We start from the raw sequence: 12,134 nt of genomic DNA, 5'->3' as shown, positions 1-12,134 counted from the left end.
GGCCTCCTAGCGGACGTCCAGCAGTTCCACTTCGAAAAGAAGGGTCGAGTTGGGCGGGATGACGGGCGGGAAGCCGCGGGCGCCGTAGCCCATGTCGGGGGGGATGGTGAGCTTGCGCACGCCGCCGACCTTCATGCCGGCCACGCCCTTGTCCCAGCCCTGGATGACCTGGCCCGCGCCGAGCCGGAAGGTGAAGCCCTGACCGCGATCCCGGCTGCTGTCGAACTTCGAGCCATTGGTGAGGGTCCCCACGTAGTGGACCGTCACCGTCTTGCCAGAGACCGCCTCGGCGCCCGTGCCGACCTTCACGTCATCCACCTGCAAGCTCATGCACCATCTCCCGTGAAAGCCGCCACCATAACGCGGGGGTGGCGCCTTCGCTGCCCTCTCGGAAGGAAAAACGCGGCGCGATGCCCATTCGTCGAGGCACCGCGCCGCTGGACTGTCAGGCCGCCATCACACGGTCAGCTCGGAAGGCGCTCAGAACGTGCCGCCGAGGTTGATGGTGCCCTGGTAGCTACCGGTGGTGAAGGCGTCATCCACGGCCGGGGCGAAGTCCTCGCTGAGGAGGATGTTGTAGTTGACGCGGGCATCGGCGGTGAAGTCACCGATGTGGGTGCGCAGGCCGACGCCCACCGGGACGCGCGAGCTGGTGTCATCCACGAAGCCGGCACCCAGGCCATTGCGGATGTTGTACCAGTTCATGCCGAAGCCACCGAGCAGGTAGGGCTGGATGGGAGCGGCGGTGAGGCCGACGGTGAGGTTGGCCACGGCGCCGTTGCGCACGATGTCCGGGCCGCTGCCGCCCACGTCGGTGTCCAGGTTGTTCACCGCGCCGCTGTAGCCGAGCTCGATACCGAGCACCTTGCTGGGCCGCAGGCCGGCCATCACGCCCACGGTGGCGCCGGGGTTGATTGCCGGAGCGAGACCACCGGTGTAGCCCTCGATGCCGGCGCCGACGAGCACGGACAGACCACGCATGTCGCCCTGCTTCTGGCCCTGATCCTCCTCCTTCACCTCGTAGCCGGAGCCGCCGAAGGCCTCCTCCTGCTTCACGATGTCGTCATCGACCTGGCCGGTCTGGACGTCGTAGTCCCGCTGCAGCGAGGACTGCTCGTCGCCCGGGAGGGGGGTGCCGCTGCCGCCGGTGGACTGGCCCTGCTGCACGGGGGTGCAGAAGAGGGTCATACCGCCCTGGCCCTGCATGGGGATGCCGGCCTTGGGCTGCATGGGCTGTGCGGGAGGCGTCATGGGCTGACCGGCCTGGCCCGAGCCGCCGAAGGCGTCCTGGTCCTCGAGTCCGGAGCCGCCCACGCCTTCATCCTGCTGGGGGGTGTCGGGCACCGGAGCCACATCCTCCTGGTCGAGGATGAGGATGTCCTCCTGGTTGGGATCATCCAGGCCCGAACCGCCGATGTTGTCCGGGGACGTCTGTCCCTGGTCGTTGCTGGTGTCGGTGTCACTCACGTCCTGTGCCATGGCAGCGTTGCCGTAGAGAAGCGCCGTCACGAGCCCAGCCAGAATCTTCAGTTTCATCCGAACCTCCGTCCGTCGGGTGGCTGACAGGAACTTCGGTACCGGGAAGATTCGAGGCAAGGCTTGGATCCACCGCCGGGAGTGAGCCGGGACCTCGACCGGGAAGCATCCAACCGGGCGAGCCGGGGATGGCGGGGACAGAGAGCGTGAGCAGATTAGGGGGTGGCCTCGCGGCTCACGGGTAGAGCAGGTCCAGCAGCAGGCAGAGGCAGCCCATCATCTGGAAGCCCACCCGCAGGCCAATTCCGAGACCAACAGAGAGAACGTCGTCCTTCGTGTTCAGAGCGCTGAGCATGAAGCCTCCTTGGGAACTCGTGCGGCACGCACGCACGGCTCCACAAGGCAAGGCATGGGCCACCATCACTGCTCCACCCGAACTCACGCGCAACATCCAAAGCACGAGGAGTCTCGCGCGCCACGGAACCGGTGGCGAAGCCCCTGGCTTCACTTCGCCGTGCTGCTTGCAGCCCTCAACCTTCGACTCTGGAGTCGGGCGAATATCCGTTGGCTGAGATAGGCGTAGCTTTGAGGTGGGCGCAAATCCGCCTGGAGCTCATCCAGCGGAAAAGGTCTTTGGAACACATGGACCTTGCCGACCTGAATCGCCACCCCACGCGCTGTACGTGAATAGTAGCGGTCATAGTCCTCTTTCTCGATCCAACCCTCTCGTGAATATCGCCTCCAGAGATGCTCCGGCGAATCCTCATCGATGCCGCGTATCTCGAAGAAGCCAACCACCTGCTTCACGGGACTCGATGAATAGACGACGACATGGGACACATCGCGCCGGAAAACCCGCTTACGGAACTCAACACGCTTGAGTCCCCCGAGGATGGGCTCGGCATATCGGGGCTGGATGGGCAGGAGGACTACAGCCCGAGCCGTTGACGGAGCCATTCGCTCCCTCCGTGTTGGACAGTAACGATGGATTGAGGGGCAGCACGCAATACCCCATGCTGAACCAATTCGGCCAAGGTGATCGGTTTGGACCCGACTCTCATGGCCTGCCGGAAGAGGATGGCGAGCACCTCCCCACTTGAGCAGAACTCCTCGATTTGATGCATCGGGTAGACCGTCCGCTTGCCCACGGTACTGGCGATTTCCTCCGCATCTCGGGATACGAGTGTCTCTTCCGCCACCCCAACAACGGTCACGGCCCGCTTTGAATGGCTGAGGTAGAAGAGCAACGGAGCACCCGGTACGATCTGCCGGGTCTGCGCCTTGCAGAGATAGGCCTTGCGAAGCCCATTTCCGAAAGGGTGCAAACCCGTCTGAAGCCCCAATTGGTCATCGGCATCAGGAAAAAGCAGGTGGTGAAAGCGGGGCTCGATGGGGATGACAAAGGCCGGTTCTGCCAGACGCATGGAAGGAGGGCCATACCGGACATGGAAGGCCAGTGGAGACAGCACTGCATCCTCAGCAGCCGGATGCAGGCGCTTCATGAGCACGAGTTCCCCCGAACCCGTTCTGCCATGCTCATGGAAGCCGAAGTCCTCGAACAGGTTGATGAGCTCTCCCTGCTTCTCGAAAGCCGTCACATAGATGAAGTCATGCCTGTTCACGGAGGCATAATCGAAGACGCTCTTGAGCAGTAGCTCCCCGAGACGCCGCCCTCGGTGCTCCGGCGCGACCTTGAACGTACAGAGCTTGAGGAGCTTGCCCTCAAGCCCCAGCTCATTCTCCTCGTCCTTGATGAGGCAGAGCGCTGCCAACCGGCGCCCCTCCGCACGGACCACCCAACATCGCCGATGCTGCTCCTGACACCTACGGAGCCAGCTGTCGAACGGAGCGTAGTCACCCCGGAGGCTGTTGAAGAACGGGTCCTCGAGCTCAAGGTTATGGGCGTAGGTGAATTCGACGGCTGGCGGAGGCTGCGCGAATTTGTCACGCAGCCCCTGCACGAGAGCCAGCGCATCACCAATGGTCGCCACTCGATGCCGGAGCCCTACTCGCTCGGCCTTCCGATGGAGGCGCCGATCCTCAGTCACCAGGACGCTGACCGCATTGGCACGAACAGTGGCGAGCAGCCGATGATCGACCCAGTCATTCGTCCCTACAGGAGCTCGGCCCAGGAGTTGCGCCCACTCCTCGGGAATCGGGGGAGGATCAGGAAGCGGCAGGTATTTCCTGAACAACACTTCTCGAAGGCACCGACGCACCTCCTCGCGATCCCGCCCGATATCGGCTCGCGTATCGGGATGGACGAAAAGTTGGTAACCGGCCTCCTCAATCCCCTGGAGAAGCCTCGACGCGGGCTCCGTCATCTCCTCGACCTGCCCAGGAGCCGTAGGTTCGAGTGGAATCAGGACATTGGTGTCGATCAGGAACTTCACTTCAACCCCCCTTCACCTCGGTGCTCTTCAACACGAGCCCCCCACTTTAAAGGTCGCCCTGACATCCTGATTCCAGGAGGTGGGTTGTCCGTAGCACCTACCCCTTCGTCCAATCGCTGCTGGTGACGACGGGCAGTTGCAGCGCGCGCTCGCGGTCCAGGTCCAGGTTGCCGATGTGCAGCGACAGCGGCGCCTGCACCCACTTGTAGATGGACTGGAGGAAGAGCCGGATGAACTTCTCCACGTAGCCGCGCAGCCGCGCGCCCTCCACCTCGGGGAACATGGCCTCCAGCGCCACCTGCATCTCCGAGGGCACCAGCTTCTCTCCCGCGAAGAGATAGAAGCAGGCATCGAGGATGGGGAAGGGCATCAGCTCCTCCTCGCCCACCTGGTTGTGCGCCAGCTCCGGCCCGGCCGGCCTGGCCAGCACCTTGCGGATGCCCTCGTGGCCCGTCTGCTCCAGCAGGTAGTCCAGCAGGTACATGACGACCGTCTTCGGCACGTTGGCGATGACGGCCAGCGCCCCCATCAGGTCTCCACCCGTGGTGGTGTAGCCCACGGCGCGCTCGCTCATGTTGCCCGTCTGCAGGAACAGGCCGCCACTGGAGTTGGACCAGTTCCACATGCGCTGGGCGCGCAGGCGGGCCTGGATGTTCTGCTCGGTGATGGGCGTCACCTCTCCGCCCGCGAGCATGGTGCGCGCGATGTTCAGCTCACGCTCGAAGGCCTCCTCGATGGGGACCACCAGGAAGGGCACCCCCAGCTCCCGGGCGATCGTCTCCGCGGCCTCGCGGGTGGCGTCGCTGGAGTAGCGGCTGGGCATGTAGAAGGCACGCAGCAGGCTGCCGGGATCGTCCGGCCGCACGCGCTTCGCGTAGCGGTGGGCGATGAGCAGGGTGAGCAGCGAGTCACGTCCGCCCGAGAGCGCGATGCCGATGACCTTGAAGGCGCGCGTCTTCTCGAAGTAGTCGCCAATGCCCAGGGCGAGCGCGTCGAGGATGTCCTCGCACAGGGCCTCGCGGGGCGAGCGGCGCGTGTCCGGAGCGGGGAGGAAGAAGCTGCGGTGCGAGGGCACCGGGTAGCGCAGCTTGTCACGCCGGCTGGTGAAGGCCGGGGTGCAGTCGAGGGTGGGCACCAGCTTGCCGCCCTCGCGCAGCCACGCCTCCCGGTCACTGCGCCAGGTGGTGTTCTCCGCGCGCAGGCGCAGCGTGCGGTCCAGGTCCACCACGGCCGAGGCGAAACCCTCCTGGAAGCGCGGCGCCTCGAGCACGGGCTTGCCGTTCTGGTTGATGAAGCCACCGCCGTCGAAAATGATGCCGTCGTTGCTGCCCAGCGCGTTGGAGTAGGCGACGGTGCACTGGTGGTCCGACGCGCGGGTGGCGAGCAGCTCACGCCGGGTGTCCCCGTGCCCCACGCGGAAGGGCGAGGCGGACACGTTCACCACCAGCTCGGCGCCCGAGTAGGTGCGCCGGCGCATGGGCGCCTCGGGGCTCCAGATGTCCTCGCAGACCTCGGGGGCAATCAGCCCGAAGTCGAAGCGGAAGAGGAAGTCACCGAAGGGGACGCCTCGGAACTCCTCGCGCATGCCGGGGTAGCCGCGGGAGAAGGTGCGCCCCTCGTAGAAGATGTTGTAGGTGGGCAGCTTCTCCTTGGGCACCAGGCCCAGAATCTTCCCGCCGGCCACGAGCGCGGCGCAGTTGTAGCGCAGGCCCTGGTGGTTGATGGCGACACCCAGGAGGAACACGGTGGACAGCGCGCCCGTCTCGCGGGCGAAGCGCTCGAGCTGCGGCCACTGGTTGTCGACGAAGCCCTGCCACTGGACCAGGTCCTCGGGCGGGTAGCCGCCGATGAGCTGCTCCTGGAAGACGCCCACGGTGACGTCCTCGGCGGCCATCCGGCGCGCCAGGTCGAGCGCCTTGTCCACGTTGCGCCCGAAGGCACCCACGGTGGTGTTGACGCTGGCGAGCCCCATCTTCACGAGCCGCATGGAACGTGCTCCTCCCTGACGAGTTGGTGGAGCGCTAGCAGACGCCCCCGAGGGGCGGCACGCAAGGACTCAGTTCAGCGGCCCCACCGGCTTCACCGGGCTGAGGCGGGCGATGAGCTCGCCCACGTCATCCAGCACCGCCACCAGCCGGGTGCGCACATCCAGCTCGCACAGCAGCTCCTGGCGCCGCTCCGGCTCCGGGACGACGGCGGCGGCCACCACGTCCGCCAGGGCGCCTCCCTGCGAGCGGGCCACCACCGGCAGCAGGTTCTCCGCGAACGAGTGGGGGACCCGCCCGGCCAGCTCGAAGACGGCCTGGCGGAGCCTCTCCTCCTCGGGCCCCTGGTATTCACCATCCGGCAGCAGTTGCACCCGGACCTGCCGGTACAGCTGCTCCCCCGCTGGCAGCTCCTCGAGCAGGCGGGCGCGGCTGACGCCCTGCAGGAGGATGTTGTAGCGCCCGTCCTGCAGCTCCTCGTGCCAGATGATGAGCCCGGCACACATCATGGGCTGCATGGGAGGCCGCTCGCCGTACTGGCCTTCCCAGCCGGGCTGCAGCTGGGCGAGCGCCATCACCTTGTCCCCGGCGAGCGCATCGCGCACCAGGGCGCGGTAGCGGGGCTCGAAGATGTGGAGAGGCAGGGCCGCGTGCGGAAAGAGGACCGCCGAGGGGAGCGGGAAGACCTTCACCGCATGGGTGGTGAGCGCGAGGCGTTCGAGGGCCGTGGTCATGGCAGAGACACCGTATCCTGGTCATAGCGTCCGGGAGAACGCGGTGCATCCCCAGCCGCCAGGCAGGCGTCAGCCCTGGGACGGAAGGCTGGTAAAGTCGCCCCATTCCGCTAGGGTGCGCGGCCGCGATGTCCGATTCGACCCCCACCGTGGCCGCCCCTCCCGAGAAGCTGTCCTGGTACCGCCGTCTCTACCTGCGCGTGGAGGCGCTGTCCTCCACGAAGCACGCCGTGGCCGCCATGCTGCTGGTGTCCGTGGTGGATGGCTCGGTGTTCCCCATCCCGCCCTTCGCGCTGCTGGTGCCCATGGTGCTCGCCCAGCCCCAGAAGTGGCTGCGCTACGCGCTGATGGGCACGGTGGCCAGCCTCTTCGGCGGCTTCATCGGGTACTATCTCGGGGACCTGCTCCGCCAGGGCGCCATCAGCTTCCTGGAAATCGACATGAACATGCGCATCCAGCGCTTCGGCATCGACGCGACGCTGGGGGAGCTGCTGGGGCAGAACTTCTGGGCGCTCGCGCTGCTGTGCTCCATCCTGCCCACCCCCTTCAAGGTGGTGGCCATCGGCAGCGGCATGGTGGGCGTGCCGCTGGACCGCTTCTTCCTGGCGGCGGTGCTGGGCCGCTCGGTGCGCTTCTTCCTGGTGTCCGGCGTGATGCGCTTCTTCGGGCCCACCGCCCGCAAGTGGCTGCGCGTTTGAGCCGGACCTCTTGAGCCAGCCTCAGGCCGCCGAGGTGGTGGCCAGCGCCTCGTCGATGGTGGCCAGCAGCTCGTCGGGCCGCACCGGCTTCTCCAATATCCGGTTGCGCACCGAGCGCACGAAGTCGCGCGTGGCCTGGGTGTAGGCCCCGCCAGAGATGAAGACGAGCCGCTCGGCCAGCTCCGGCACGTGCGCGCACAGGTGTGAGTAGACGTCCATGCCCGTCGTCCCCGGCATCTGCAAATCACACAGCACCAGGTCGAAACGCTGGCCCTCGTTCACCCACGCGAGGGCCTCGGCGCCGCGCGTGGTGACGAACACGTCATGCGAGGGCTCGATGAGCATGCGCATGGACTGGGCCAGGCGCGGCTCGTCGTCGATGATGAGGATGCGCCGGCGCGGCGGGAGCGCGGACACGGGCGTGGGCGCCGCGGGCAGGGGCGTCTTCGCGGGCCGGCTCTCGGCGGAGGGCAGCAGCACGGTGAAGCGTGAGCCCTTGCCCTCCTCGCTGCTCACGCGCAGCTCGCCGCCGTGGGCCTGGATGATCTGCTGACAAATGGCGAGTCCCAATCCGGTACCCTCCCCCCAGGGTTTGGTGGTGAAGAACGGGTCGAAGATGCGTGCCAGCACGGGCGGAGCCATGCCGCAGCCGGTGTCGGACACCTCCACCAGGGCGCGGCCCGTGTCGTCGCGGCCGGTGCGTACGCGCACCTCGTGGTGGTCCGGGTTCCCCTCGGGGATGGCCTGCAGCGCGTTGACGAGCAGGTTGAGCATCACCTGCCCGAGCCGCGCCTCGCTGCCCAGCACCTTGGGAGGCTGACCGAAGTCCTCCACCAGCCGGGCCCGGGGCCGCACCGCGTGGGCCGCCATGCGCAGCGCCGGCACCACCACCTCGTTGACGTCCAGCATCGCCCGCTCCTCCCCCTGTTGCCGGCTGAACACCTTCAAATCGCGCACGATGACGCGGATGCGCTCGGCGCCCTCGCGGGCACTCTCCAGGCTGGCTCGCGCCTCGTCGACCCCCTCTGCCCCCCGGGCCAGACTCTGCGCCACTCCCTCCAGGTTCAGCATCAGGTAGGCGAGCGGATTGTTGATCTCATGACCCACGCCGGCGGCCAGGGTGCCCACGGCGGCGATGCGCTCGGCGGACACCAGCTTCGCCTGGAGCTGCTTCTGCGTCGTCATGTCGCGGTAGGTGGCCACGAAGTAGAGCACCTGGCCCTCCGCGTTGCGCACCGGGGACAGCTGCACCTCGCTGAACACCCGCGAGCCGTCCTTGTGCGCCAGCACCACCTCGCCGCGGAAGAAGTCGCGCACGCGCAGTGCCTCCTCCAGCCGCTGCTGCACCTCCGGCTCCACACCGGTTCCACACAGCTCCCGGGGCTCGCGGCCCGCCAGCTCCTGGTGGGAGCAGCCCACCATGGCGCGGAAGGACTCGTTGGCGTACACCAGCTGGAGCTCCTCGCCCGGACGCAGCTCGCAGATGAGCACGCCCTCCTGCACGCTGCGCACGGCGGTGGCCAGGAGTTCCAGCTGGGCCCTGGCGCTCCTGCGCTCGGCCCGGGACGCCGCCAGCAGCAGCCCGGTGAAGGCGATGATGGCCAGGAAGAACTGCAGCTCCAGCAGGTCCACCGTCCGGCCGTCCGCGCGCGAGAACGCGCCATGGCCGAGGAGGGTGCCCCAGATGGACGTCGCCGCGATGAAGAGCGTGGAGAGCGCCGCCCCCTGAGAGCCGAAGCGGAGCGCCGCCCACACCCCCAGGGGGAAGAAGAGGAACACCTGGGCATAGGCCAGCGGGGTGCCCCGATGAGAGCCGCTGAAGGACCACAAGGCCACCACCAGGGTGAACCCCGCCAGCAACAGCGCCTCGCGCCGGCGCGGCTCCGGGCGCGGACGGGAGAGCAGCAGCAGCACCGGCGCCACCACGAGGGCGCCCATGACGTTGCCCAGCCACCACACCCACGCGGTGAGGAAGAAGCCCTCCCAGGGCACTCCACCCGTCAACCCCAGGCTCAGCGCCCCCATCAGCGCGCTGACCAGCGGGCACGAGACCACCGTGGCGGTGAACGCCAGCACGTCCTGCGTCCGCGAGAGCGAGGGAGAGAAACCCAGGCGCCTGAGCAGCAGCGTGCCCAGCACCGCCTCCAACGTGTTGCCCACGGCCATGGCCAGCGTCGCCGCGAGAGGAGCCCCGGAGCCGAACCACAGGATGGAGAGGAGAGAGCCCACGAAGACGGCCGGCCAACGGGACACCCCCAGGAGGAGCAGGCCCGCGAGCGATACGCCAGTGGCGGGCCACACCGGGCTCGCCGCGTTGGCGATGGTGGCCTGCGTCAGTCCCAACCAGCAGGCGGCGAGGTACACGCTCCCCAGCGTGAGCATCTCCGTGATACCCCGCATGCCGAAGGGCGATGAGCGGTCGAGGCGCTGTGGATGCGGCTGAATGGCGGTTCCCCCCGTACACTCGCTGGCTCACCAGCGGTGTTGACGCATCATGCTACCCCGCCCGGCACGTGGGGAAAACGGTCCCCCTGCCCGCTCCCTTGCCTACCCGACACATGAGCGGGCGGATTTCACTTCCGATTTCACTACCTGTCATTGGAGGTGCAAGGGAGGCGCGAGGGGGGATGCAATGGACCGGGGCGGTCTCCGTAGAGAAGGACAAGGAGGCAACGCGCTACATGTCCCGCCCTGGTATCGCCGCCGTGCTGTCGTTCTTCATCCCCGGACTGGGTCAGCTCTACAACGGGGACATCTTCCGGGGTCTCTTCTGGCTCATCATCACGCCGGGCTTCTGGCTGGGCACCGGTGGATTGCTCGGCTGGGTGTGCCACTTCATCGCCGCGGCCACGGCGCACGGCCGCGCCGAGGAGAAGCAGCGAGCCGAGCTGTCCAGTGGCTTCCCCCGCCGCGTCAAGGTCGTGTAGCGGCGCGGGGCGCGCTCGCGAGGGCCTGGAGCAGCTCGTCCGACGAGTGGGCGAGCGCCCGGGCCCCATGGGCCTGGAGCTCCTCCACGCTCCGGAAGCCCCAGGTGACACCCACGCCGTACATGCCGGCGGCGCGCGCGGTGTCCATGTCCACCGCCGTGTCGCCAATGAAGGCGCAGTCTCCGGGCGCCACGCCCAGCTCGGCGGCAATCCCGAGCGCCGCCGTGGGGTCCGGCTTCCGAGGCACCCCGCTCCGCTCGCCGTAGACGGCGCCAAAGCGCACGTCCGGCAGCAGGGCCTCCACCAACCGGCGGGTGGCCGCGTCGGGCTTGTTACTCAACACCGCCAACTTCACGCCCTCGCCCTGCAACCGGGCGAGCACTTCGCGCACCCCGGGGTAGGGCCGGGTGTGGTCCAGGAAGTGCTCGTCGTAGAAGGCCTTATAGGAGGCCATCACCGCCTCGTGGAGCTCCTCGCGGCCCGGGGGGACGGCGCGGGCCACCAGCACCCGGACGCCCTCGCCCACGAAGCGGCGGTAGTCGGCCAGCGGGTGGACGGGCAGGCCATGGGTGGTGAGCGCGTGGTTCATCGCCGCGCCGATGTCGTGCAGCGAGTCCAGCAGGGTGCCATCCAGGTCGAAGAGCGCGGCGCGCGGGTACATGGGCATATCCCCTGGAAACACCAACGCCCCGGCCCGGACAAGTCCGGAGCGCGGGGCGCGGTCACTTCGGGCTCGAGGGCCCGGAGGGTTTACGGGGTGGCGGCGGCCGTGGGCGGCTCGGCGCCGGCCTCGCCCTTCTGCAGGGTGGCGAAGTTGATGTTGTTGTAGCCCGCGCTGGCGCAGCTGAACATCACCCGCTTGATGATGGAGAACTCCACGTCCTTGTGGGCCTGGATGTTCACGTCACCCTTGAAGGCGTTGGTGTTGCCCTCGGCCATGGCGTGGAGGTCCTCGAACTGCTTCTTCATGTCCCGCAGCTTCTCCTCGAGCGCGGGAATGTTGAGGTACTCCTCCTTGACCAGGTCCTGCACCTGGCCCACGACGTTGCCGGAGATGGAGACCTGATCTCCGGACACCATCACCACCGGGTGCATCTCCACTTCCTTGACGTTGACCGCCTCGGGCAGCTGGATGTCCTTGGTCATCATCAGCACCTCGCCCGTCGCCGAGAAGTTGGCGATGAGGAAGAGCACGATGATCACGAACATGTCGACCAGCGGGGTAATCAGCACGTCCGCGTTGCCGCCGTGCTTGCCGTGGTGGGCACCGTGGCCGAACACCTTGGAGTGTTGCAGCCGCTTGCCGTAGCGCTTGCCGGGAACCTTGATGGCCATGGTGGATGCCTTCCCTAACCCATGATGGCGGACACCGAGACCTGAGGCAGGCCGGCGCCGATGCATTGGTCGATGATGCGCACCAGGTCCTCGTAACGGACCTTGTCCTCGGTCTGCAGCGTGATGGCCGACTGATCCGGGAACTGCGCCTTGAGCTCCTTGAAGCGGGCGATCAGCGGCGCCAGGTCCAGCTTGCCGTTGGCGCCACGCTTGGCCTCGATGGCCGGGAACTCGCTCTGGTCCGCCGCGAGCCGCAGCTCGGTGGGCGTGACGAACAGCGTGAGCTGGACCGTCTTGGTCTGCTCTTCCTGCTTCTGCTCTTCCTCGGTGGCGGGGCCTCCGGCCTGCGCCACCTGGAGCCGGCCGATCTGCGTCCACACGGCCGTCATGATGAGGAAGCTGATGGTCACCGCCATCAGGTCGATGAAGGGGGTGAGGTTGATGGCAACGTCGAGTGACTTCTTGCCTTTACCTCCCCCGAGATCCATTCCACCGGCCATGGCACTCTCCTTCCGCCCACGCTACGACGTTCAACGATGAAGGGCGCGCGTCACACCCACCGACAACGCGCCCGGATTCCAGGTTC

Annotated in this window: 12 protein-coding genes; 2 read left to right on the top strand and 10 right to left on the bottom strand. The window is 67.4% G+C overall.

The annotated features are described in order from the left end of the window. Positions 1-6 precede the first annotated feature (6 nt). The 6 genes from Q664_RS46765 to Q664_RS46745 form a co-directional block, all read right to left on the bottom strand. Positions 7-330 (bottom strand): FKBP-type peptidyl-prolyl cis-trans isomerase, encoded by a 324-nt coding sequence (locus tag Q664_RS46765; protein ID WP_043412416.1) that lies wholly within the window; start codon positions 328-330, stop codon positions 7-9. Positions 331-480: 150 nt separating this feature from the next. Continuing rightward, positions 481-1,536, bottom strand: coding sequence for an outer membrane protein (locus Q664_RS61885; protein ID WP_235217153.1), 1,056 nt, complete (start codon positions 1,534-1,536; stop codon positions 481-483). Between the two features lie 444 nt (positions 1,537-1,980). Beyond that, on the bottom strand, positions 1,981-2,283 hold the full coding sequence (locus Q664_RS58595) for a hypothetical protein (RefSeq protein WP_152622760.1): 303 nt from the start codon (positions 2,281-2,283) through the stop codon (positions 1,981-1,983). Positions 2,284-2,405: 122 nt separating this feature from the next. After that, the gene (locus tag Q664_RS46755; protein WP_043412412.1) at positions 2,406-3,869 is read right to left on the bottom strand and encodes a GNAT family N-acetyltransferase; all 1,464 of its coding nucleotides are present in this window, start codon (positions 3,867-3,869) and stop codon (positions 2,406-2,408) included. Positions 3,870-3,966: 97 nt separating this feature from the next. After that, positions 3,967-5,856, bottom strand: coding sequence for an NAD(+) synthase (gene nadE / locus Q664_RS46750; RefSeq protein ID WP_043412410.1), 1,890 nt, complete (start codon positions 5,854-5,856; stop codon positions 3,967-3,969). Between the two features lie 69 nt (positions 5,857-5,925). After that, positions 5,926-6,588, bottom strand: coding sequence for an LON peptidase substrate-binding domain-containing protein (locus Q664_RS46745; RefSeq protein ID WP_043412407.1), 663 nt, complete (start codon positions 6,586-6,588; stop codon positions 5,926-5,928). A 128-nt stretch (positions 6,589-6,716) separates the two neighbouring features. Between Q664_RS46745 and Q664_RS46740 the strand changes: the two genes are divergently transcribed. Then, a complete protein-coding gene (locus Q664_RS46740) occupies positions 6,717-7,286 on the top strand; it encodes a YqaA family protein (RefSeq protein WP_043412404.1) in 570 nt (189 codons plus the stop codon). 21 nt (positions 7,287-7,307) lie between these two features. On the opposite strand, the gene espC is transcribed toward Q664_RS46740, so the two are convergent. Beyond that, the gene (espC, locus tag Q664_RS46735; RefSeq protein ID WP_043412402.1) at positions 7,308-9,686 is read right to left on the bottom strand and encodes a serine histidine kinase EspC; all 2,379 of its coding nucleotides are present in this window, start codon (positions 9,684-9,686) and stop codon (positions 7,308-7,310) included. A gap of 281 nt (positions 9,687-9,967) precedes the next feature. Here espC and Q664_RS46730 point away from each other — a divergent pair, with 281 nt between their 5' ends. Beyond that, entirely contained in the window at positions 9,968-10,213 is a 246-nt protein-coding gene (locus tag Q664_RS46730) for a hypothetical protein (RefSeq protein WP_043412631.1), read from the top strand. On the opposite strand, the gene Q664_RS46725 is transcribed toward Q664_RS46730, so the two are convergent. The 3 genes from Q664_RS46725 to Q664_RS46715 form a co-directional block, all read right to left on the bottom strand. Further along, positions 10,200-10,874: an HAD family hydrolase gene (locus Q664_RS46725; RefSeq protein ID WP_043412399.1), complete on the bottom strand. Its 675-nt coding sequence runs from the start codon at positions 10,872-10,874 to the stop codon at positions 10,200-10,202. The two genes, Q664_RS46730 and Q664_RS46725, sit on opposite strands and share 14 nt — an antisense overlap. 89 nt (positions 10,875-10,963) lie before the next feature. Beyond that, positions 10,964-11,548 (bottom strand): ExbD/TolR family protein, encoded by a 585-nt coding sequence (locus Q664_RS46720; RefSeq protein WP_043412397.1) that lies wholly within the window; start codon positions 11,546-11,548, stop codon positions 10,964-10,966. A 14-nt stretch (positions 11,549-11,562) separates the two neighbouring features. After that, entirely contained in the window at positions 11,563-12,048 is a 486-nt protein-coding gene (locus tag Q664_RS46715; RefSeq protein WP_043412395.1) for a biopolymer transporter ExbD, read from the bottom strand. Positions 12,049-12,134: the final 86 nt, after the last annotated feature.

This window comes from Archangium violaceum Cb vi76 (assembly GCF_000733295.1).
Lineage (GTDB): Bacteria > Myxococcota > Myxococcia > Myxococcales > Myxococcaceae > Archangium > Archangium violaceum.
The sequence above is the reverse complement of the archived record's forward strand: the minus strand, read 5'-3'. Positions and strand labels throughout refer to the sequence as shown.

What these genes read in the sequence shown, in the direction of transcription:
- Q664_RS46765 (WP_043412416.1), bottom strand. Translation starts at nt 330, where the DNA reads ATGAGCTTGCAGGTGGATGACGTGAAGGTCGGCACGGGCGCCGAGGCG.
- Q664_RS61885 (WP_235217153.1), bottom strand. Translation starts at nt 1,536, where the DNA reads ATGAAACTGAAGATTCTGGCTGGGCTCGTGACGGCGCTTCTCTACGGC.
- nadE (WP_043412410.1), bottom strand. Translation starts at nt 5,856, where the DNA reads ATGCGGCTCGTGAAGATGGGGCTCGCCAGCGTCAACACCACCGTGGGT.
- Q664_RS46745 (WP_043412407.1), bottom strand. Translation starts at nt 6,588, where the DNA reads ATGACCACGGCCCTCGAACGCCTCGCGCTCACCACCCATGCGGTGAAG.
- Q664_RS46740 (WP_043412404.1), top strand. Translation starts at nt 6,717, where the DNA reads ATGTCCGATTCGACCCCCACCGTGGCCGCCCCTCCCGAGAAGCTGTCC.
- espC (WP_043412402.1), bottom strand. Translation starts at nt 9,686, where the DNA reads ATGCGGGGTATCACGGAGATGCTCACGCTGGGGAGCGTGTACCTCGCC.
- Q664_RS46730 (WP_043412631.1), top strand. Translation starts at nt 9,968, where the DNA reads ATGTCCCGCCCTGGTATCGCCGCCGTGCTGTCGTTCTTCATCCCCGGA.
- Q664_RS46725 (WP_043412399.1), bottom strand. Translation starts at nt 10,874, where the DNA reads ATGTACCCGCGCGCCGCGCTCTTCGACCTGGATGGCACCCTGCTGGAC.
- Q664_RS46720 (WP_043412397.1), bottom strand. Translation starts at nt 11,548, where the DNA reads ATGGCCATCAAGGTTCCCGGCAAGCGCTACGGCAAGCGGCTGCAACAC.
- Q664_RS46715 (WP_043412395.1), bottom strand. Translation starts at nt 12,048, where the DNA reads ATGGCCGGTGGAATGGATCTCGGGGGAGGTAAAGGCAAGAAGTCACTC.